This is a genomic window from Pseudomonas sp. GW822-FHT02G04 (genome assembly GCF_058802085.1).
Map to the genome: position 1 here is coordinate 12,328 of NZ_JBXANU010000006.1, position 21,973 is coordinate 34,300.

20 protein-coding genes are annotated in these 21,973 nt (G+C 60.4%); 15 read left to right on the forward strand and 5 right to left on the reverse strand.

The window, feature by feature from the left end; genetic code table 11:
• Positions 1–12: 12 nt before the first annotated feature.
• Both AC1RO5_RS10160 and AC1RO5_RS10165 read left to right on the forward strand, forming a co-directional pair.
• Complete coding sequence (locus AC1RO5_RS10160) at positions 13–357, forward strand: pentapeptide repeat-containing protein (protein WP_019582853.1); 345 nt, start codon at positions 13–15, stop codon at positions 355–357.
• Between the two features lie 242 nt (positions 358–599).
• Entirely contained in the window at positions 600–872 is a 273-nt protein-coding gene (locus AC1RO5_RS10165) for a TfoX/Sxy family protein (protein WP_009050884.1), read from the forward strand.
• A 268-nt stretch (positions 873–1,140) separates the two neighbouring features.
• On the opposite strand, the gene AC1RO5_RS10170 is transcribed toward AC1RO5_RS10165, so the two are convergent.
• From AC1RO5_RS10170 to AC1RO5_RS10180, 3 genes are read right to left on the reverse strand one after another with little or no spacing between them, the layout of a single operon-like run.
• Entirely contained in the window at positions 1,141–2,004 is an 864-nt protein-coding gene (locus tag AC1RO5_RS10170; RefSeq protein WP_493174786.1) for a ChaN family lipoprotein, read from the reverse strand.
• 12 nt (positions 2,005–2,016) lie between these two features.
• Complete coding sequence (locus AC1RO5_RS10175) at positions 2,017–2,784, reverse strand: heme ABC transporter ATP-binding protein (RefSeq protein WP_493174787.1); 768 nt, start codon at positions 2,782–2,784, stop codon at positions 2,017–2,019.
• Positions 2,784–3,767: a FecCD family ABC transporter permease gene (locus tag AC1RO5_RS10180; protein WP_493174966.1), complete on the reverse strand. Its 984-nt coding sequence runs from the start codon at positions 3,765–3,767 to the stop codon at positions 2,784–2,786. The genes AC1RO5_RS10175 and AC1RO5_RS10180 overlap by 1 nt, the downstream gene beginning before the upstream one ends.
• Before the next feature lie 248 nt (positions 3,768–4,015).
• Between AC1RO5_RS10180 and AC1RO5_RS10185 the strand changes: the two genes are divergently transcribed.
• Positions 4,016–4,333 (forward strand): Rieske (2Fe-2S) protein, encoded by a 318-nt coding sequence (locus tag AC1RO5_RS10185; protein WP_007938052.1) that lies wholly within the window; start codon positions 4,016–4,018, stop codon positions 4,331–4,333.
• Here AC1RO5_RS10185 and sfsA read toward each other — a convergent pair.
• Together sfsA and AC1RO5_RS10195 are read right to left on the reverse strand one after the other, a co-directional pair.
• Positions 4,330–5,037, reverse strand: coding sequence for a DNA/RNA nuclease SfsA (gene sfsA / locus AC1RO5_RS10190; RefSeq protein WP_493174788.1), 708 nt, complete (start codon positions 5,035–5,037; stop codon positions 4,330–4,332). The two genes, AC1RO5_RS10185 and sfsA, sit on opposite strands and share 4 nt — an antisense overlap.
• Positions 5,037–6,209, reverse strand: coding sequence for a pyridoxal phosphate-dependent aminotransferase (locus AC1RO5_RS10195; RefSeq protein ID WP_018930205.1), 1,173 nt, complete (start codon positions 6,207–6,209; stop codon positions 5,037–5,039). Before AC1RO5_RS10195 ends, sfsA begins: the two co-directional genes overlap by 1 nt.
• A gap of 335 nt (positions 6,210–6,544) precedes the next feature.
• On the opposite strand from AC1RO5_RS10195, the gene dksA reads away from it, so the two are divergent.
• The 12 genes from dksA (at position 6,545) to acs (ending at position 21,942) form a co-directional block, all read left to right on the forward strand.
• Complete coding sequence (dksA, locus tag AC1RO5_RS10200; protein WP_007902025.1) at positions 6,545–6,985, forward strand: RNA polymerase-binding protein DksA; 441 nt, start codon at positions 6,545–6,547, stop codon at positions 6,983–6,985.
• Positions 6,986–7,062: 77 nt separating this feature from the next.
• Positions 7,063–7,959 (forward strand): tRNA glutamyl-Q(34) synthetase GluQRS, encoded by an 897-nt coding sequence (gene gluQRS, locus AC1RO5_RS10205; RefSeq protein ID WP_493174789.1) that lies wholly within the window; start codon positions 7,063–7,065, stop codon positions 7,957–7,959.
• 77 nt (positions 7,960–8,036) lie between these two features.
• The gene (locus AC1RO5_RS10210; RefSeq protein ID WP_003176118.1) at positions 8,037–8,213 is read left to right on the forward strand and encodes a hypothetical protein; all 177 of its coding nucleotides are present in this window, start codon (positions 8,037–8,039) and stop codon (positions 8,211–8,213) included.
• A complete protein-coding gene (locus AC1RO5_RS10215; protein WP_493174790.1) occupies positions 8,197–11,151 on the forward strand; it encodes a sensor histidine kinase in 2,955 nt (984 codons plus the stop codon). The genes AC1RO5_RS10210 and AC1RO5_RS10215 overlap by 17 nt, the downstream gene beginning before the upstream one ends.
• A 22-nt stretch (positions 11,152–11,173) precedes the next feature.
• Complete coding sequence (locus AC1RO5_RS10220) at positions 11,174–12,613, forward strand: sigma-54-dependent transcriptional regulator (RefSeq protein WP_007938062.1); 1,440 nt, start codon at positions 11,174–11,176, stop codon at positions 12,611–12,613.
• 836 nt (positions 12,614–13,449) lie between these two features.
• Positions 13,450–14,850, forward strand: a complete 1,401-nt coding sequence (locus AC1RO5_RS10225) for a polynucleotide adenylyltransferase PcnB (RefSeq protein ID WP_493174791.1) — start codon at positions 13,450–13,452, stop codon at positions 14,848–14,850.
• A gap of 3 nt (positions 14,851–14,853) precedes the next feature.
• Positions 14,854–15,339 (forward strand): 2-amino-4-hydroxy-6-hydroxymethyldihydropteridine diphosphokinase, encoded by a 486-nt coding sequence (gene folK / locus AC1RO5_RS10230; protein WP_493174792.1) that lies wholly within the window; start codon positions 14,854–14,856, stop codon positions 15,337–15,339.
• A 272-nt stretch (positions 15,340–15,611) separates the two neighbouring features.
• Positions 15,612–16,412, forward strand: coding sequence for a 3-methyl-2-oxobutanoate hydroxymethyltransferase (panB, locus tag AC1RO5_RS10235; protein ID WP_493174793.1), 801 nt, complete (start codon positions 15,612–15,614; stop codon positions 16,410–16,412).
• Positions 16,409–17,269, forward strand: a complete 861-nt coding sequence (panC, locus tag AC1RO5_RS10240; RefSeq protein WP_493174794.1) for a pantoate--beta-alanine ligase — start codon at positions 16,409–16,411, stop codon at positions 17,267–17,269. Before panB ends, panC begins: the two co-directional genes overlap by 4 nt.
• A gap of 230 nt (positions 17,270–17,499) precedes the next feature.
• On the forward strand, positions 17,500–17,880 hold the full coding sequence (gene panD, locus AC1RO5_RS10245; RefSeq protein ID WP_003228271.1) for an aspartate 1-decarboxylase: 381 nt from the start codon (positions 17,500–17,502) through the stop codon (positions 17,878–17,880).
• 227 nt (positions 17,881–18,107) lie between these two features.
• The gene (gene pgi, locus AC1RO5_RS10250; protein WP_493174795.1) at positions 18,108–19,772 is read left to right on the forward strand and encodes a glucose-6-phosphate isomerase; all 1,665 of its coding nucleotides are present in this window, start codon (positions 18,108–18,110) and stop codon (positions 19,770–19,772) included.
• Positions 19,773–20,004: 232 nt separating this feature from the next.
• Entirely contained in the window at positions 20,005–21,942 is a 1,938-nt protein-coding gene (gene acs / locus AC1RO5_RS10255; protein ID WP_493174796.1) for an acetate--CoA ligase, read from the forward strand.
• Positions 21,943–21,973 lie beyond the last annotated feature (31 nt).

Here is a 21,973-nt window from a genome sequence, read left to right on the forward strand (position 1 = left end):
AGGTGATGTGACATGAGCCAGCCGAAACTTCTCGACACCCCGCTTTATGCCTTGCTGCACAAAGACGACATCACAAGCTTCAATAATGAACGCCCGAAAGATGGACCTATCGACATGGTCGGTGGTGACTTCCGAGGGCTCGATCTGCGTGAACTGAACGCCGATGGCATCGACTTCACCGATGCCTATTTTCGCTCTGCCGACTTGCGCGGCATCGACTTTCGCAACTCATCCCTGGAAGGCGCGAGCCTGGCCCACGCGCAGATCTCCGGCGCCTACTTCCCGCCAGAGCTGAGTGCCGATGAGATTCTGATGTCGATGAATTTCGGGACACGCCTGCGTTATCGCACCCGCTAAAAAGCGATGTTTCACTCAGTCCGGCGCCCCCGCTTTGCGCTGGACTTTGTAGTTTTTTTGCTCGAAAACTCAATTTTCCATACGCCATCGGGTTGCATCAGCCACCTTTTCCCGCCGCTTCTTGAGTTTTCCTCTTAGAAGCTTTTGCGTCGAAACCGACCAAACAATCACGCTTTTCCTACTGATGGCTACACTGCTGAGAGGCTCGCCCACGCACCATTCGGCTGTCGCAAGGAGGCTTGATGAATGATGAACTGCAACACCTGAAGAATCTTGGCAAGACGTCGGCGCAATGGCTGCATGCCGTGGGCATCCACAGTGCCTCGGACTTGCGTCGGCTGGGAGCTGTGGATGCTTATCGGGCCGTGCGCACTCGCGGTTTTCGGGCGTCCAAGGTGTTGTTGTATGCGATTGAAGGCGCGTTGATGGATGTTCACTGGAACGACATTCCCGCCGAGCGCAAGGAAGCCTTGAACAAACAGCTGGATGCTATTTCGTCTCGCCACAAGAATTGAACGGGTAATTTCACTCGAACGCACAGCCTGAAACCCAATGATTACGGGGCTTTCCAGCGAAGGAATGACGTAATTCACGGAAATGGGAAATCAGCGGTTGACTTGGTAATGAGAATCGCTATTATTATCACAACTGGTCGCGAGACTGGTCGATATTCTGAAAAGCCCTTGGTTCGGACTCTCAGATTATCTCCTCATCAGGCTAATCACGGTTATTTGACCCGGCTCTTGCCGGGTCTTTTTTTGCCTGTGGAAAACTCACCTGATTTTATTGGCCTGACGGCTTGCCGAACTGCTTGCGCATTTGCGCGCAGTAATCCTGTGGCGGCGTGGCTGGCGTATACCAGACGTAATCAGCCATGGCCGGCGTGACCTCAGCGCCCTGCTCCGCCAGCATCAATACCGTTGGAGCCTGCTCACCCAGATCCAGCACATGGATCGGCACCCCGACATCCTTGCGTGCGTGGAACGCGCCGGCAAACAACAGTGAAGGCATCGGTGCCGCCAGTAATCGCTCGGCTATCCGCCGGTCACGCTGCTGCTGGACGGCCAGCATCGCGGGCATCTGTGATTCAGGCAACAAGCCGCAGTGGGAATCGCTGATCTGTGCCAGCAACTCATTCTTGACCGTGGGAGCGTTGGATCGCGTACCGCTCAATGTTGTCGGTTTGGCATAGACCGTACGGACTTCAGGCGTATCCAGATTGGCCGCCAGTAACGGGTATGGCTGAGTCAGGGCAAAACGAACGATCGGCCCGTAAAGATTCCAGTCCCATCCCGGCTGCCAGGCCAATGCCCCGGACAAATCGGTCGGCAGCGGTGAGGCATGCCGAACGTCATCGACGCGCTGTTGCTGAGCCGGCGTCAGCATTTCCAGCAGCAGGCTGCCTTGAGGCCGTCGCTCACCCAGTGCCTGCAATAACCACAATTGCAGTTGATGGTGATCACGATTGTCATGCTGCTCGCCGACGATCAACCGCGAAGGTTCCGCCAACCGTGCAAGCAGTTCTTGCGCCGTCAGGGTCTGACCGCTGCGCAGATCCCGGATTTCGCCGCTGACCGGCGGCACCGCTACATGCTGGCAAGCACTCAGTATCAGCGCGGCCAGAAAAACCATCATGCGTGTTTTCATCCCTAAAACACCTCAGCGGGCGATGATCAGCGGATGCCCACGCTCCGGGTGCGGTTGCACCAATACTTCCAGCCCGAACACAGCCTTGAGCGGTTCCGGGCGCAATACCTGTTCCGGCGTGTCCAGCACCACAGGACGCCCACCTTCGAGCAGTAACAGGCGATCACAATAGCGCGCCGCCAGGTTCAGATCATGCAGGATCACCAGCACCGCCGCACCGCGATCGGCGAATTCACGCACCGCTTGCAGAGTGGTGTGCTGATGCAGCGGGTCGAGCATCGACGTCGGCTCATCGAGCAACAACGCCTGCCCCGCCTCGCCCGGCCAGAGCTGCGCCAACACTCGCGCCAAATGCACCCGCTGACGTTCGCCGCCGGACAACGCCAGATAACTGCGACCGCTCAAGTGCCCCGCATCGGCCGCCTGCAGTGCGGCGGCGACAATCTCGTCATCCCGGACCCGACCGCTTTGATAAGGCAGGCGGCCCATGCCGACCACTTCTTCGACGCGAAAGGCAAAGTCCAGGGTCGACACTTGCGGCAACACCGCCAAACGCTGGGCTCGCTGCGCTCCGTTCCAATGACTCAGCTCACGCTCATCAAGCCAGACACTGCCGTGGTCCGCAGGCAATTCGCCGCACAGGGCGCCGAGCAACGTGCTTTTACCGGCGCCATTAGGCCCCAGCACGCCGAGGACTTCGCCCGGTTTAAGCTCAAGGGTTATGTCCGTCAGGACAATCTTTCGACCGCGGCGGATTTGCAGGTTCTGCGTTCGCAACATCAGGCACGCCCTCTGAGCAATAAATACAGAAAGAACGGCGCGCCGATGAAGGCCGTGACAATCCCGATCGGCAACTCAGCCGGCGTCAGGGCCAGCCGCGCCACCAGATCGGCAAACAACAGGAGACTGGCCCCCGCCAACACCGACGCCGGCAACAACACCCGATGATCGGGGCCGACCAGCAGTCGCACCAGATGCGGCACCACCAGGCCGACAAACCCGATCATCCCCGCCGCAGCTACCGCCGCGCCGACACCCAGCGCCGTGCAGAACACCAATTCGCGCTTGAGTCCTTCGACGTCGATACCCAGGTGACCGGCCTCCGACTCCCCCAGCAACAATGCGTTCAAGGCCTTGGCCCGACGCGGCAACCACAGCGCCACGCCGGTGCTCACCAGCAGCAACGGCCAGAGTCGCGCATAACTGGCGCCGTTAAGACTGCCCAGGTTCCAGAACGTCAGGGTGCGCAGGGTCGCGTCATCCGCCAGATAGGTGAAGAGCCCGACCGCCGAACCAGCCAGGGCAGTCAATGCAATACCAGCCAGCAGCATGGTCGCGACGTTGGTCTGGCCATCGCGTCGCCCCAGTCGATAGACCAGCGCCGTCACACCCAACCCGCCGAGAAACGCGCACACTGACAACAGATAAGGTCCGATGGATTCAGGCAGTCCACCGAATACCGAGCCACCGACAATCGCGATAGCCGCGCCCAGTGCCGCACCGCTCGACACCCCCACCAGGCCCGGGTCGGCCAGAGGATTGCGAAACAAGCCCTGCATCGCCACGCCGGACAGCGCCAGAACGCCGCCCACCGCCAAGCCCAGCAAGGTTCGCGGCAGGCGGATTTGCCCGAGGATCAGTTCGGCCTGCTCCAACCCGTCGGCAGCAATCGGCAGGCCGACCAAGCGCAGCGCCGCGCGCAAGGTGTCGAACAACGGCAAGCTCACCGACCCCAACGCCAGCGACAGCCAGATCGCCAGCAAACACAGCAGGCTCAAGCCAATGAACAACGCACGAGGTTTAACCAGAAGGGTCATTGGCCAGTCGTACCGGGATCGAACAGGTGCATAAACAGCCTCCTTTAAAGGTTTCCCGGGCATAGAGATGACAGGCCAAGTATCCTCGGCATCCGGCAATCGCCCTGCAGGCGAGCCACCATTTGATAATTGCTTGCATTTGAACGTCAAGCTCGGACATACCGGGTCACGAGCCGCAGGACTTGAGGATAGACATGAAGTTTCTTTGCACAGGCGCCGAATTGGCTGACGCCAGCAGTCGCGGTTTCGACGTCGACGGCCAGAAGCTCCTGGCCGTGCGCCGGGGCGGTCGGGTGTATGTGTATGAAAATCGCTGCCCGCACCGGGGCGTCGGACTGGAATGGAAACCCGACCAGTTTCTCGACCCCAGCAACAGCTTGATCCAGTGCGCGACCCACGGCGCACTGTTTCTGATCGAGGACGGTGAATGCGTCGCCGGACCCTGCGCCGGGCAATCCCTGACTACCATCCTCTGCCGCGAGGATGAACAAGGGATCTGGGTTACGCTCTAAAGCAACACATCCAGCCGCCGATCGACCACCATCTCTTGGTGGGTCAAGCGCACGCCATACGCCAGCACTTCGACTCCACACGCCACCGCCTCACGCAACGCAGCTGCGTAGGCCGAATCGATTTCTTCGGCAGGACGTACCGCGTCGATCCCTGTCAGGTTCACGCAATACAACTGCACTGCGCGAATCCCGTCCCTGGCCAAATGCGCCAGTTCGCGCAAATGCTTGGCCCCGCGCTGGGTCACCGCGTCAGGAAATGCCGCCACTGCCGAGCCATCGAAGCCCAGGGTGACGCTTTTGACTTCAACATAAGCCGGGCCGCCCGGGTAATCGAGACGAAAATCGATGCGACTGCTTTCCTGACCGTAGGCCACTTCGCGCTTCAGTTCGGTAAAGCCGTTCAACTCGGTGATGACGCCGGCCTGCAACGCCTCCTCGATCAAGCCGTTGGCGCGCCCGGTGTTCACGCAAAACAGCCGCCCCTGTGGGGTTTCGCCAACTTCCCAAGTGCCGGGCAACTTGCGCTTGGGGTCGGTGGAGCGGCTGAACCAGACTTGCCCGCCCTCGACCTGGCAATTAAGCATCGAGCCAGTGTTCGGGCAGTGAATGGTCAGCAACTCGCCGCCAACGGTTTCGATATCGGCAAGAAAACGCTTGTAACGACGAATCAAGCGACCCTCTTCAAGGGGAGGATGAAAGCGCATCAGCCTTGCCAGCTCTTCAAACCGCGGGCGATCCGCTCGACTGCTTCTTGCAAGCGCGGAAGGCTTTGGGTGTAGGCAAACCGCACATGATGCCCGGCCTGATGACGCCCGAAGTCCAACCCCGGGGTGATCGCAACGTGCTCGGTCTCGAGGAAGTGTCGGCAGAACGCGAAGGCATCGCCGCCGAACTTGCTGATATCGGCGTACAGATAGAACGCGCCTTCCGGTTCAACAGCGATGCCGAAACCCAATTCCCGCAGGGCTGGCAGCAGGAAGTCACGACGTCGACCGAACTCGGCGCGGCGCTCCTCGAAAATGCTGATGGTGGCGGGCTCGAAGCAGGCCAATGCCGCGTGCTGGGCCATGCTCGGTGCACTGATGTAGAGGTTCTGGGCGAGCTTTTCCAGTTCACCGACCGCCGCTTCAGGCGCGACCAGCCAACCAAGGCGCCAACCGGTCATGCCGAAATACTTGGAAAAACTATTGAGGACGAAAGCGCTGTCATCGACTTCCAGCACGCTGGCCGCGTCCGTGCCGTAAGTCAGGCCGTGGTAAATCTCGTCGACCACCAAATGACCGTGGCGGGCCTTGATCGCCGCGGACAGCCCGGCCAGCTCATCACGGGTCAGGATGGTCCCGGTGGGGTTGGCCGGCGATGCCACCAGGGCGCCGACGCTGTCGTGATCCCAATGACGCGCGACCAGGTCCGGGGTCAGTTGATAACGCACGTCCGGGCCGACCGGCACCAGTTGCGCCGCGCCTTCCACCAGGCGCAGGAAGTGCCGGTTGCACGGGTAACCCGGGTCGGCCAGCAGCCAGTGCTTGCCCGGATCCACCAGCAAGGCACTGGCCAACAGCAACGCGCCTGAACCGCCAGGCGTGATCAGGATGCGCTGCGGATCGATGTTCAGCCCGTAGCGCTGCTGATAAAAGCCCGAAATGGCTTCACGCAGCTCGGGAATGCCACGGGCGGCGGTGTAACGGGTCTTCCCCGCCGTCAGCGCGGCCTGGCCGGCCTGAATGATCGGCTCGGCGGTGGTGAAGTCCGGCTCGCCGATTTCCAGGTGAATCACGTCGTGGCCGGCCGCTTGCAGCTCATTGGCCCGCGCCAGCAGAGCCATGACGTGGAACGGTTCGATAGCGCGACTGCGCGCACTGTAGGACAGAGCCATTAGCCTTCCTTACAACGGGGGAAAAGAATTGATTCTACCCAAGCGCAGGAACGAGCGAGAGTCTAAAGCGGTCCGAGCCCATATAATGCAGGCCTCAATTGATTCAAGCGTATGTCTCAGGTTTGGCTAAAATCAATAATTGATCAGGTCTCCTTAGCCACCAGACGAAGCTTTGCAATCTTTTGCAAGCACCACGGGCCGCGGGCTCGACATCCGGGAGTAGCGCGGTCCGATTTGATCTGGTAAGTTCGCCCGCTTGCAGCCGCAGGGCCGGCAGGTGTCGGTGATGGAGCAATCCTGCGCAATGGATTACAAGAGTAGAGGCGGTCCATTTCATGCCCACCCAAGCAAAGCAGCAAAATCAGTCGATCAGCGGCTTCGAACCCTACAAAGAAGTGAAGGGCGAAGAGTACATGGGCAAGCCCATGCGTGCTCACTTCACCAAGATCCTGAACAAGTGGAAACAGGACTTGATGCAGGAAGTCGACCGTACTGTTGATCACATGAAAGACGAGGCGGCCAACTTCCCTGACCCGGCAGACCGTGCCAGCCAGGAAGAGGAATTCAGCCTCGAATTGCGCGCCCGCGACCGCGAGCGCAAGTTGATCAAGAAAATCGACAAGACCCTGCAATTGATCGAAGACGAAGAATACGGTTGGTGCGAGTCCTGCGGCGTCGAGATCGGCGTCAAGCGACTGGAAGCCCGCCCTACCGCCGACATGTGCGTCGACTGCAAGACCCTGGCGGAAATCAAGGAAAAGCAAGTCGGCAAGTAATCTCGACTTGAACGAAAGACGGAGCGTGCGAACGCTCCGTTTTTGTTTCTGACGCTTTTAGACGTTAAATAATCGCCATGACTGCCATCTCCTCCCCCACCTACATCGGGCGCTTCGCCCCCACGCCCAGCGGGCATCTGCACTTCGGTTCGCTGGTGGCCGCGCTAGCCTCGTACCTCGACGCCCGTTCGGCCGGCGGGCGCTGGCTGGTGCGCATGGAGGATCTCGATCCGCCACGTGAGGAGCCCGGCGCTCAGGCGGCGATTCTCAAGGCGCTGGAAAGCTACGGTTTCGAGTGGGATGGCGAGATGGTCCGACAGAGTGACCGGCACGCGGCCTACGCCGACGTCCTCAATCGCCTGTTCAGCCAGGGCCTGGCCTATGCGTGCACCTGCTCGCGCAAGCAACTGGAGCCGTATCACGGCATCTATCCCGGGTTCTGCCGCAACGCGGGGCACGGCACCGAGAATGCGGCGATCCGCGTGCGCGTACCAGAGCTGGAATACCACTTCATAGACCGGGTGCAGGGCGAATTCCGTCAACACCTGGGCCGCGAGGTGGGTGACTTCGTAATTCGTCGCCGTGACGGGCTCTACGCCTATCAATTGGCGGTAGTGCTGGACGATGCCTGGCAAGGCATCACTGATATCGTGCGCGGCGCCGACCTGCTGGACTCCACGCCACGCCAGCTCTATCTGCAAGAACTGCTCGGCCTGCCGCAACCGCGCTACCTGCACATCCCGCTGATTACCCAGCCGGACGGCCACAAACTCGGCAAGTCCTATCGCTCGCCGCCGTTGGCCGAAGATCAGGCCACGCCGCTGTTGCTGCGAGCATTGCGGGCGCTGGGGCACAATCCTGTTACCGAACTGAATGACGCCACGCCACGGGAAGTACTGAACTGGGGCATCGCCCACTGGGATGCGTCGCTGATCCCGCGCACACTGACATTGCCTGAAGCGCAACTGCAGTGATGCCACTTGCAGTGGCGCACCCATCCGTTACCATCGCCGCACGTTTTCGGGCACGCGCATAAAAGAGAGAGGCCGGGATGTACATCTATCGCTTGGTCCTGCTCCTGGTAGTGGGGATTTATCTGTTCTCCCCGGCCATCATGGATTGGTGGATCGACGCCACTGGCGCCTGGTATCGCCCTTATTTGCTCTGGCTGATTCTGATCGTCGTGACCTTCATCCTGCAGAGCCAAAAAGATGCCGATGAGCTTTAGCCTGACCCAGATGATCCTGATCAGCGCCGCGTACCTGGCGGTGCTGTTCGGTGTGGCCTGGATCAGTGAACGGGGGATGATCCCCCGGGCGATCATTCGCCACCCGCTGACGTACACCCTGTCGCTGGGCGTTTATGCCAGTGCCTGGGCGTTTTACGGCACAGTGGGCCTGGCCTATCAGTACGGCTACGGTTTTCTGTCCAGCTACCTCGGGGTTTCCGGGGCGTTTCTGCTGGCGCCGGTGCTTTTGTACCCGATCCTGAAAATCACCCGCACTTACCAACTCTCATCGCTGGCCGACCTGTTCGCGTTCCGTTTCCGCAGCACCTGGGCCGGCGCGCTGACGACAATTTTCATGCTGGTCGGCGTGCTGCCGTTGCTGGCATTGCAGATTCAGGCGGTGGCCGACTCCATCGGCATCCTCACCCGCGAGCCGGTGCAACATCGCGTGGCCCTGAGTTTCTGCGCGCTGATTACGCTGTTCACGATTTTCTTCGGCTCGCGCCACATCGCCACCCGCGAGAAACATGAAGGCCTGGTGTTCGCGATTGCCTTCGAGTCGGTGATCAAGCTGATCGCGATTGGTGGCGTCGGCCTGTATGCGCTGTATGGCGTGTTCGACGGCCCGCAACAACTGGAACTGTGGCTGCTGCAAAACCAGACCGCCCTCGCCGCCCTGCACACGCCACTGCAGGAAGGCCCATGGCGCACGCTGCTGCTGGTGTTCTTCGCCTCGGCGATCGTCATGCCGCACATGTACCACATGACCTTTACCGAAAACCTCAACCCGCGCTCTCTGGTCAGCGCGAGCTGGGGCTTACCGCTGTTCCTGTTGCTGATGAGCCTGGCAGTGCCGCTGATTCTCTGGGCCGGGCTGAAACTCGGCGCCACCACCAATCCGGAATATTTCACCCTGGGCATCGGCATCGCCGCCAATAGCAAAGCCCTGGCGCTGTTGGCGTATGTCGGTGGATTGTCGGCGGCCAGCGGGCTGATCATCGTCACCACGCTGGCGCTGTCCGGGATGGCGCTGAACCACTTGGTGCTGCCGCTCTATCAGCCGCCGGCCGAGGGCAATATCTACCGCTGGCTGAAATGGACCCGCCGGGCGCTGATCGTCGCGATCATCATGGCCGGCTACGGTTTCTACCTGATGCTGGGCGCGGAACAGGACCTGGCCAACCTCGGCATCGTCGCCTTCGTCGCCACGTTGCAGTTCCTGCCAGGGGTGTTGTCGGTGCTGTACTGGCCGACCGCCAACCGACGCGGCTTCATCGCAGGCTTGCTGGCGGGGATTCTGGTGTGGCTGGTGACCATGCTGTTGCCGCTGGTCGGCAATCTGCAAGGCTTCTACATTCCGCTGCTGAACATGATTTACGTGCTGGACGACACCAGCTGGCACATGGCGGCGATTGCCTCGCTGGCCGCCAACGTGCTGATGTTCACCCTGATTTCACTGTTCACCAACGCCAGCCCCGAAGAGGCCAGCGCCGCCGAAGCCTGCGCGGTGGACAACGTTCGCCGCCCGCAACGCCGCGAACTGCATGCCGCCTCGCCTCAGGAATTCGCCACGCAACTGGCCAAACCGCTGGGTGCCAAGGCCGCTCAGAAGGAAGTCGAACAGGCGCTGCGCGACCTCTATCTGCCGTTCGACGAACGCCGGCCTTATGCCTTGCGTCGTTTGCGTGACCGTATCGAAGCCAACCTCTCCGGCCTGATGGGCCCGAGCGTGGCGCAGGACATGGTCGAAACATTCCTGCCCTATAAGGCCGGCGGCGAAAACTACGTCACCGAAGACATCCACTTCATCGAAAGTCGCCTCGAGGATTACCACTCGCGCCTCACCGGCCTTGCCGCCGAACTCGATGCCCTGCGCCGCTATCACCGCCAGACCCTGCAGGAATTGCCGATGGGCGTGTGCTCGCTGGCCAAGGACCAGGAAATCCTCATGTGGAACAAAGCCATGGAGGAGCTGACCGGGATTGCCGCGCAGCGTGTGGTCGGTTCGCGCCTGAGCACCATTGCCGATCCGTGGAAAGAGCTGCTGCAAGGCTTCATCAATCTGCCGGACGAACACTTGCACAAGCAGCACCTGGCCCTCGATGGCCAGACCCGCTGGCTGAACCTGCACAAAGCGGCGATCGACGAACCGCTGGCACCGGGTAACAGCGGCCTGGTACTGCTGGTGGAAGACCTGACCGAAACCCAGATGCTCGAAGACAAACTGGTGCACTCCGAGCGTCTGGCCAGCATCGGCCGATTGGCGGCCGGCGTGGCCCATGAAATCGGCAACCCGATCACCGGCATTGCCTGTCTCGCGCAAAACCTGCGCGAAGAACGTGAAGAAGACTCCGAACTCACGGAAATCAGCGGGCAGATCCTCGAGCAGACCAAACGCGTGTCACGCATCGTTCAGTCGCTGATGAGCTTCGCCCATGCGGGCGGTCATCAGCACAGCGACGAGCCCGTTTGTCTGGCAGAAGTGGCCCAGGATGCCATCGGCCTGCTGGCCTTGAACCGGCGCAATTTCGAAGTACAGTTCTACAACCTGTGCGACCCTGATCACTGGGTCGAAGGTGACCCTCAGCGGCTCGCCCAGGTATTGATCAATCTGCTCTCGAACGCCCGTGACGCCTCGCCTCCGGGCAGTGCAGTGCGCGTCAAGAGCGAAGCCGGCGAACACACGGTCGATCTGATCGTCGAAGACGAAGGCAGCGGTATTCCCTCGAGCATCATGGACCGACTGTTCGAACCCTTCTTCACCACCAAGGATCCTGGCGAAGGCACCGGTCTGGGCCTTGCACTGGTCTATTCCATCGTTGAAGAGCATTATGGACAAATCACCATCGACAGCCCGGCTGATGTTCAAAGCCAACGCGGCACCCGTATCCGGGTGACCTTACCGCGTCATGTCGAAGCGACGTCCGCTGTGAACTGAGACCGTCGAGAGTATCGAATCAATGCCGCACATTTTGATCGTCGAAGACGAAACAATTATCCGCTCCGCCTTGCGCCGTCTGCTGGAACGTAACCAGTACCAGGTCAGCGAAGCCGGATCCGTGCAGGAAGCACAAGAGCGTTTCAGCATTCCCACGTTTGACCTGATCGTCAGTGACCTGCGCCTGCCGGGCGCGCCGGGTACCGAGTTGATCAAACTTGGCCAGGGCACTCCGGTGCTGATCATGACCAGTTACGCCAGCCTGCGTTCGGCCGTCGACTCCATGAAAATGGGCGCGGTGGACTACATCGCCAAGCCTTTCGATCACGACGAGATGCTCCAGGCCGTCGCGCGAATCCTGCGTGACCGGCAATCGGCGCAAGCCAGCGGTGAGCCGGTCGTCGGCAAAGCGTCCAATGGCGCCGCAGCCAAAAGCGGTGTCGACAACAGCAACGGCGAAATCGGCATCATCGGCTCTTGCCCGCCGATGCAGGACCTGTACAGCAAAATCCGTAAAGTCGCGCCGACCGATTCCAATGTCCTGATCCAGGGCGAATCCGGTACCGGTAAAGAACTGGTAGCACGTGCCCTGCACAACCTGTCCAAACGCGCCAAGGCACCGATGATTTCGGTGAACTGCGCAGCCATCCCGGAAAGCCTGATCGAGTCCGAACTGTTCGGCCACGAAAAAGGCGCGTTCACCGGCGCCAGCGCCGGGCGTGCCGGGTTGGTGGAAGCGGCGGACGGCGGCACCTTGTTCCTCGATGAAATCGGTGAACTGCCACTGGAAGCCCAGGCCCGCCTGTTGCGCGTATTGCAGGAAGGTGAAATCCGCCGGGTTGGCTCGGTCCAGTCGCAGAAGGTCGATGTACGCCTGATCGCCGCGACCCACCGGGACCTCAAGAGCCTGGCGAAGATCGGCCAGTTCCGTGAAGACTTGTATTACCGCCTCCACGTGATCGCCCTGAAACTGCCGGCCCTGCGCGAGCGCGGTGCGGACGTCAATGAAATTGCCAATGCCTTCCTGGCGCGGCAGAGCGCGCGGGTCAACCGCACCGATCTGAAATTCGCCCTGGATGCCGAGCAGGCGATCCGGCATTACTCCTGGCCGGGTAACGTTCGCGAACTGGAAAACGCGGTCGAGCGTGCGGTGATTCTGTGCGAGAGCCCGGAGATTTCCGCCGAGCTGCTGGGCATCGACATCGAACTCAGCGATCTGGAAGACGACGATTTCATCGGCCTCGCGCCCCAGCAGGGCAACAACGCCGGTAACACCAGCCACGAACCGACCGAAGATTTGTCCCTGGAAGACTACTTCCAGCACTTCGTGCTGGAGCATCAGGATCACATGACCGAAACCGAACTGGCCCGCAAACTCGGGGTCAGTCGCAAATGCTTGTGGGAACGCCGCCAGCGCCTGGGCATCCCGCGGCGCAAAACCGGGGTGGCCAGCGAGAGCTGAACCGCGCCTGTCAGATGCGCGGGTAACACGTGACATTGTGGAAAAACTGTTACCTCAGCTTTTTCACGTAACAGAAGCCGGGGCTTACGGTAACGAAGCCCCGGTTTTTTTTGGCCTCGAAAAACACCATTAGCCCGCTTAACCCCTTGTTTTACTGGGCTTCACAAAAGTTGGCACGCACCCTGCTATATGTTCGGTACAAGAACAATAACAAGTAATGCACAAGACAATAAAAATAAGACGAATCGACTCACGCACAATAAAAACAAGACGGCGAGAGGCGTAGCTAACTGATTCTTTTGGAGAGGCGTTGCATTTGGGGCTTGCCCCGCAACCAGGCCGAGAACAATAAAAAACTGTCTCAAGACAGTGCCTGAACTGGTTGGATCACACGATCATAGCAACACAGCGACCAAAGCAATCCGTTTGCTCTTGGCTCCCGATTGGGAGGGTCATGAAGGAAAACTTCATGGCGAGGGCGCTCAACAAAAACAAGAAGCCCGAAACCAATAATAAAAATAGAGCACGCAACTACTTCTGGGGGAGCTTCGGCTCCCCTTGTGGTTTCTGTGGCGATGGGGCTTGCCCCCGTTGGGTTGCGAAGCAGCCCCAAGCCCTTGAGCATTTCCGAAACCATGCCAGCGCTACGCACTGGAACGGGGGCAAGCCCCCTCGCCACAGTACGCAGCTCGGCAGCTGTTACAAGCCGTGCCAGACATCTCCCTTCAAGCGCTTGTGCAGCTTCCTACACCATCCCCCGACTAAATGCTAGAATCCCGGCCCATCATGCGGTCATTCTTCGTTATGGCCGAACATTCCTTCAAACAGTGCATCCCATGCTGAAGAAGTTGTTCCAGTCATTCCGTTCTCCCAAGCGTCATACGCAACACATCCGCAGCACGCCTGAAGTGCTCAATAGCGGCCAACATTCGCTGCAAAAGGCGCAATTCAGCCGTTACGCGGTCAACATCGTCGAACGCTTGCAGAACGCCGGTTACCAGGCTTACCTGGTCGGCGGCTGTGTGCGTGACATGCTGCTCGGCATCACGCCGAAAGATTTCGACGTCGCCACCAGTGCCACCCCTGAACAGGTACGGGCCGAATTCCGCAACGCGCGGATCATCGGTCGTCGCTTCAAACTGGTGCATATCCACTTTGGCCGCGAAATCATCGAAGTCGCGACCTTCCGCGCCAATCACCCGCAAAACGACGAGGACGAAGACAGCAACCAGTCTTCCCGCAACGAAAGCGGGCGCATTCTGCGCGATAACGTCTACGGCACCCTGGAAGAAGACGCGCAACGCCGCGACTTCACCATCAACGCCTTGTATTACGACCCGGTCAGCGAACGCATTCTCGACTACGCCAATGGCGTACATGACATCCGCAATCACCTGATCCGCCTGATCGGCGATCCGAAGCAGCGCTACCAGGAAGACCCGGTGCGGATGCTGCGGGCCGTGCGTTTCGCCGCCAAGCTGAATTTCGGTATCGAGAAGCACAGCGCCCTGCCGATCCGCGATCTGGCACCGATGCTGCGCGAGATTCCATCAGCCCGTCTGTTCGAAGAAGTGCTCAAGCTGTTCCTCTCCGGCCACGCCGCGGACACCTTCGAGATGCTGGTCGACCTGCAGCTGTTCGATCCGCTGTTCCCGGCCAGTGCCGAGGCGCTGGAATACAACCCGACGTACACCCACACGTTGATCAGTGAAGCACTGATCAACACCGACTTGCGGATCAAGCAGAACAAACCGGTCACCCCGGCGTTCCTGTTTGCCGCTCTTCTGTGGCCTGCGCTACCGGCCCGTGTGTTGCGCCTGCAAGAACGTGGCATGCCGCCGATTCCAGCGATGCAGGAAGCAGCGCATGAGCTGATCGCCGAACAGTGCCAGCGTATTGCGATTCCAAAACGCTTCACCATGCCGATCCGCGAGATCTGGGACATGCAGGAGCGTCTGCCACGCCGCAGCGGCAAGCGTGCCGACCTGTTGTTGGACAACCCACGGTTCCGCGCCGGTTACGACTTCCTGCTGCTGCGCGAAAGCGCTGGCGAACAGACCGATGGCCTGGGCGAATGGTGGACCGACTATCAGGACGCCAACGACAGCGAACGTCGGGACATGATCCGCGAACTCAGCGGCAAGGACGACGGCAGCGGTGCTCCGCGCAAACGTCGCCGCAGTGGCGGTGCCAAACGCAAACGCGCTGCCGGCGCTTCGAGCACGACAGGCGAGTAAGCCATGGAACGCATCTACATCGGCATGGGCAGCAATCTGGCTGACCCTGCCGAACAGTTGCGCAGCGCCGCCCTGGCGCTGGCGCGGTTGCCGCAGACCGAACTGGTCGGCGTTTCCGGGTTTTATCAAAGCGACTCGCTGCTGCCCGGCCAACCGCGTTATACCAACGCGGTCGCCGCCCTCGACAGCCGCCTCGCGCCGCTGGAGCTGCTCGATGCCCTGCAAGCCATCGAGAACGGACAAGGCCGCCAGCGCCTTGAACGCTGGGGCCCGCGCACGCTGGATCTGGACATCGTGCTGTTTGGCGATCGACTGATCGACGAACCGCGCCTCAAAGTCCCTCACTATCACATGCAGGAGCGAGCCTTTGTGCTCTATCCGCTGGCCGAACTGGCACCGGCGGACTTGCGCCTGGCCGATGGCCGCACCCTCGCAGAATTACTCGCCGCCTGCCCGTTCGTCGGCCTGGAACGCCTCCCGGCAGCCTGAGTTGCCGCTTTTGACGATACAAGCCCATTGCAAATCTGCTGAATCGCATCAGTAACGCCGGTAACACCCCACACGTAACAATGCGGTAACACACGCAATTGACTTCCCGGGTTCTCCTCACGACTATAGGCGTCCCGCTGCCGCCAACGCGGCGCTAAAGGGCGCAATCCAGGCCTTACAAGCACCACGAAAGAGGGTGCGCCTGTATAAATGACGAATCACGCGCGTTACTCGCAGTAGTTTTCATAGCGCCTGTAATGAGGATTTTTTTCATGCCAGCCATCACCCTGACCACGCTCCAGAGCCTCAAGCAGAAAGGTGAAAAGATCACCATGCTGACCTGCTATGACGCGACCTTCGCCCACGCCTGCAATGAGGCCGGGGTTGAAGTGCTGCTGGTGGGCGACTCCCTCGGCATGGTCTTGCAAGGTCACGACAGCACGCTGCCGGTGACCACCGCTGAAATGGCCTACCACGTGGCGGCCGTCAAACGCGGCAATACCGATGCACTGATCCTCGCCGACCTGCCCTTCATGGCCTACGCCACCCTCGAACAAACCATGACCAACAGCGCGCTGTTGATGCAGGCCGGTGCGCACATGGTCAAGGTTGAAGGGGCATTGTGGCTCGCGGACTCGATCCGTCTGCTGGCCGAACGCGGCATCCCGGTGTGTGCGCACATGGGGCTGACGCCGCAATCGGTCAACATCCTCGGCGGCTATAAGGTCCAGGGCCGCAACGAGAACCAGGCGCGGCAGATGCGTGCCGACGCGATTTCCCTGGAACAGGCCGGCGCGGCCATGCTGCTGCTCGAATGCGTGCCGAGCGAACTGGCCGAAGAAATCAGCCAGGCGGTGAAGATCCCGGTGATCGGCATCGGCGCCGGCAATGGCACCGACGGTCAGGTCCTGGTCCTGCACGACATGCTGGGCTTGTCCATTACCGGCCGCGTGCCAAAGTTCGTGAAGAACTTCATGACCGGCCAAACCAGCATTCAAGCCGCCTTGAGCGCTTACGTCACTGAAGTCAAAGCGGCGACTTTCCCTGGCATCGAACACGGATTCTCTGCATGAACACCGTAAAAACCGTACGCGAACTGCGGGCCGCGGTGGCCCGCGCCCGTAGCGAAGGCAAGCGCATCGGCTTTGTGCCGACCATGGGCAACCTGCACAGCGGGCATATCGCGCTGATTACCAAAGCCACCCAACGGGTGGATTTCGTGGTCGCGAGCATTTTCGTCAACCCGCTGCAATTCGGCGTCGGCGAAGACCTCGACAAATACCCGCGGACCCTGGCCGCCGATCAGGAGAAACTGCTCCAGGCCGGTTGCCATCTACTGTTTGCCCCAACCGTCGAAGAAATGTACCCCGACGGCATGGCCGGCCAGACCCGCGTCAGCGTTCCGCAACTGTCTGAAGGCCTGTGCGGCGCCAGCCGTCCTGGGCATTTCGAAGGGGTGGCGACGGTAGTCAGCAAGCTGTTCAACATGGTCCAGCCGGACCTGGCGATCTTCGGCCAGAAAGACTTCCAGCAACTGGCGGTGATTCGCGCCCTGGTACACGACCTGAACATGCCGATCCAGATCATCGGCGAACCGACCGTACGGGCCGCCGACGGTCTGGCGTTGTCGTCACGCAATGGTTTCCTCAGCGAAGAACAGCGGGCCATCGCACCAGAGGTCTATCGCACCCTGACCCGGATCAGCGACGCGATCAAACAGGGCGAGCGCGATTACCCGACGCTGATCAACGAGCAGATCAAGCAACTGGAAGCGGCTGGCCTGCGTCCGGATTACCTGGAAATTCGCCATGCGCTGACCTTGCGTCCGGCGACAGCGCAAGATCGGGATCTGGTGATTCTGGTGGCCGCGTTCCTCGGCACGACGCGGTTGATCGACAACCTGCACCTGAACCTCGACGCACCCGCCTGAACACCGCAAAACCCTGTGGCGAGGGGGCTTGCCCCCGTTGGGCTGCGAAGCAGCCCCAAAATCTCTGATATATCAAAGATCCTGTGAGTGCTATGCACTCAAACGGGGGCAAGCCCCCTCGCCACAGGCTCGCTCCCACATTAGATCTGCGTCGTTTCCAGACTGTATTGCCGCCCACAAAGCCTTCGGGCAAACTGCCCCCCGTTCGATTCCGACCCGGGGAAACATTCATGCACGCCATCATGCTCAAGGCCAAGCTGCATCGCGCCGAAGTCACCCATGCTGTACTCGATTACGAAGGCTCTTGCGCCATCGACGGCGAATGGCTGGACCTGTCCGGCATCCGTGAGTACGAACAGATCCAGATCTACAACGTCGACAACGGCGAACGCTTCACCACCTACGCGATTCGTGGCGAAGAAGGTTCGCGCATGATCTCGGTCAACGGTGCCGCAGCCCACAAGGCCAAGGTCGGCGACCGCGTAATCATCTGCGCTTACGCTCACTACAGCGAAGCCGAGCTGCTCAACTTCAAGCCGCGCATGCTCTACATGGCTCCGGGTAACGAACTGAGCCACACCAGCAATGCCATTCCGGTTCAGGTTGCCTGACCGAACCGCCCCCCTGCCAGCTTTCCGTTTGTCGGACCGCTCTTGGTTAAATGTTAAAAAAGTACCGGGAGCAGGTCAGACAAAGTCAAGACAGATTGCAGCGCGAGGTTTACTGTATTCGCCCTGCGCCAGAAATCGTGTCGACGCAGTTGACCGGACGCCCACCCACAGCGCTCCGGGATTTTTAGTGTTCAAAAGGCCGTTCAAGTAAAAGGAAAACCGCAGCGATGGCGTATTACCGCACTCCTCACGACGTTACCGCTCTGCCCGCTTGGCAAGCGCTGAATGACCACCGCCAAGCCATGCAGGATTTCAGCATGCGCGAAGCCTTTAATGCCGATCCGCAGCGTTTTAATCAATTCACCCTCAGCAGCTGCGGCCTGTTTCTCGACTACTCGAAGAACCTGATCAACGCCGAGACCCGCAATCTGCTGGTGGGCCTGGCCAACGAAGTCGACCTCAAGGGCGCGATCAAAGCGCTGTTCTCGGGCGAAATCATCAACGCTTCCGAAGGACGCCCGGCCCTGCACACCGCACTGCGCCGTCCGGTGGGCGACAAGCTGTCGGTCAACGGTGTCAACGTGATGCCCGACGTGCACAAGGTGCTCAACCAAATCACCGATCTCGTAGGCCGAATCCACGACGGTCTGTGGCGCGGTTACACCGAGAAGCCGATCACTGACGTTGTGAACATCGGCATCGGTGGCTCGTTCCTCGGCCCTGAGCTGGTGTCCGAAGCGCTGCTGTCCTACGCCCAGAAAGGCGTGCGTTGCCATTACCTGGCGAACATCGACGGCAGTGAATTCCACGAACTGACCATGAAGCTGCGCGCCGAGACCACGCTGTTCATCGTCTCGTCGAAATCCTTCAACACCCTCGAAACCCTGAAAAACGCCCAGGCCGCCCGCGCTTGGTATCTGGCTCAGGGCGGTTCGGAAGCCGAGCTGTACCGTCACTTCATCGCCGTTTCCAGCAACAACGCGGCGGCCGTGGCGTTCGGTATTCGCGAAGAGAACATCTTCCCGATGTGGGACTGGGTCGGCGGCCGTTACTCGCTGTGGTCGGCCATCGGTTTGCCGATTGCCCTGGCCATCGGCATGTCGAACTTCAAGGAACTGTTGTCCGGTGCCTACACCATGGACCAGCATTTCCAGAGCGCGCCATTCGAACAGAACATGCCGGTGCTGCTGGCGTTGCTCGGTGTCTGGTACGGCAACTTCTGGGGCGCGCAGAGCCACGCGATCCTGCCGTACGACCACTACCTGCGCAACATCACCAAGCACTTGCAACAGCTGGACATGGAATCCAACGGCAAGAGCGTGCGCCAGGACGGCACGCCAGTGTCCACCGATACCGGCCCGGTGATCTGGGGCGGCGTTGGTTGCAACGGCCAGCATGCTTACCACCAGTTGCTGCACCAGGGCACCCAACTGATCCCGGCCGACTTCATTGTGCCGATCGTCAGTTTCAACCCGGTGTCCGACCACCACCAGTGGCTGTACGCCAACTGCCTGTCGCAAAGCCAGGCATTGATGCTCGGCAAGACTCGCGCCGAAGCCGAAGCCGAGCTGCGTGACAAGGGCATGGCCGAGGATGAAGTGCAAAAGCTGGCAGCGCACAAGGTGATCCCGGGCAACCGTCCGAGCAACACCCTGGTAGTCGAACGCATCAGCCCGCGGCGTCTTGGCGCCCTGGTGGCGCTGTACGAACACAAAGTCTTCGTGCAAAGCGTGGTCTGGGGCATCAATGCCTTCGACCAGTGGGGTGTGGAGCTGGGTAAAGAGCTGGGCAAAGGCGTCTACAACCGCCTGGTCGGCAGCGAAGAAACCCCGGCCGACGATGCTTCCACCCAAGGCCTGATCAACTACTTCCGCGGTCGTCACCGCGGGTGATAGGCTGAAGGGGCGGTTGACCCGCCCCTTCAACTTGCAGCACCGACAGTTCCACGGCACCGGGTTTACTGCAAAATCGGTGGCGTGCGCTATTACTGTGTAGGAGCTGCCGAAGGCTGCGATCTTTTGATCTTGTTTTTACAACCAGGATCAAAAGATCGCAGCCTTCGGCAGCTCCTACACGGGGTCGCGCAGCTCCCCTCTTGTCGCAAAACAAGAATAAGGAACCGTCATGTTCGATATCAGCACGTTCCCCAAAGCCGATGCCGTCCGCCGGGCTGCACAGTTGAGTCAGGACGACTATAAGCGCCTGTACCGTGAATCCATTGAACACCCCAGCACCTTCTGGGCCGAACAGGCCACACGGTTCCTCGACTGGAGCACGCCGTGGCAGACCGTCCAGCGGTACGACCTGAAAACCGGTGACGCAAGCTGGTTCGCCGGCGGAAAGTTAAACGTCAGTTACAACTGCATCGACCGTCATCTGGAAAAGCGTGGCGATCAAGTCGCGATCATCTGGGAAGGCGATGACCCCGCCGAATCCACCCAAATCACCTACAAAAAACTCCATCACAACGTCTGTCGACTGGCCAACGTGCTTAAAAGCCGTGGCGTGAAGAAAGGCGACCGCGTATGCATCTACATGCCGATGATCCCCGAAGCTGCCTACGCCATGCTCGCCTGTGCGCGAATCGGCGCGATTCATTCGGTGGTGTTCGGCGGATTCTCCCCGGACTCGCTGCGTGACCGAATCCTCGACGCCGACTGCCGCACCGTGATCACCGCCGATGAAGGCGTGCGCGGTGGTAAATTCGTGCCGCTCAAACAGAACGTCGACAAAGCCCTGCAAAGTTGCCCGAACGTCAGCAGCGTGATCGTGGTCGAGCACAGCCAAAACCAGGTGAATTGGGTTGAAGGCCGCGACCTCTGGTATCACCAGGCACTGCGCGATGTCGGTGACGATTGCCCGCCAGAGCCGATGGACGCCGAAGACCCGCTGTTTATCCTCTACACCTCCGGCAGCACCGGCAAACCCAAAGGCGTGCTGCACACCACTGGCGGCTACTTGCTGCAAGCGGCGATGACCTTCAAATACGTGCTCGACTATCGCGACGGTGAAGTCTTCTGGTGCACCGCCGACGTCGGCTGGGTCACCGGCCACAGCTACATCGTCTACGGGCCGTTGGCCAACGGCGCAACCACGCTGATCTTCGAGGGCGTACCGAGCTACCCCAGCACCTCGCGCTTCTGGCAGGTGATCGACAAGCACCACGTGAACATCTTCTACACCGCCCCGACCGCCCTGCGCGCGTTGATGCGTGAAGGTCCCGAACCGTTGAAGGAAACATCCCGCGAGAGCCTGCGCTTACTCGGCACTGTCGGCGAGCCGATTAACCCGGAAGCCTGGGAGTGGTATTTCAATACGGTCGGCGAGCAACGCTGCCCGATTGTCGATACCTGGTGGCAGACCGAAACCGGCGGCATCATGCTCAGCCCGCTGGTCAGCACCCAATGGGTCAAACCCGGTTGCGCCACCCAACCGATGTTCGGCGTACAACCGGTGTTGCTCGATGAACACGGCAAGGAAATCAAAGGCGCAGGCAGCGGCGTGCTGGCCATCAAGTCCAGTTGGCCGGCGCAGATCCGCAGCGTCTACGGCGATCCGAAACGGATGGTCGAAACCTACTTCAAGCCCTATCCCGGCTACTACTTCACCGGTGACGGCGCACGCCGCGACGAGGACGGCGATTACTGGATCACCGGGCGCATCGACGATGTGATCAACGTCTCCGGGCACCGCATCGGCACCGCCGAAGTGGAGAGCGCGCTGGTGCTGCACGACAGCATTGCCGAGGCCGCCGTGGTCGGTTACCCCCACGACATCAAAGGCCAGGGCATCTACGCCTTCGTCACGCCCATGAACGGCGTCGAACCCGACGACGATCTGAAGAAAGAACTGCTGGCCCATGTCAGCCAGGAAATCGGCAGCTTCGCCAAACCGGACTTGATCCAGTGGGCCCCGGCCCTGCCGAAAACCCGTTCGGGCAAGATCATGCGACGGATCCTGCGCAAGATCGCCTGCAACGAACTGGACAGCCTCGGCGACACCTCGACCCTCGCCGACCCGAGCGTGGTGCAGGGCTTGATCGACAAACGCCTGAACTCGTAAATCGTTCGCGCAATGATCGTTCCCACGCTCT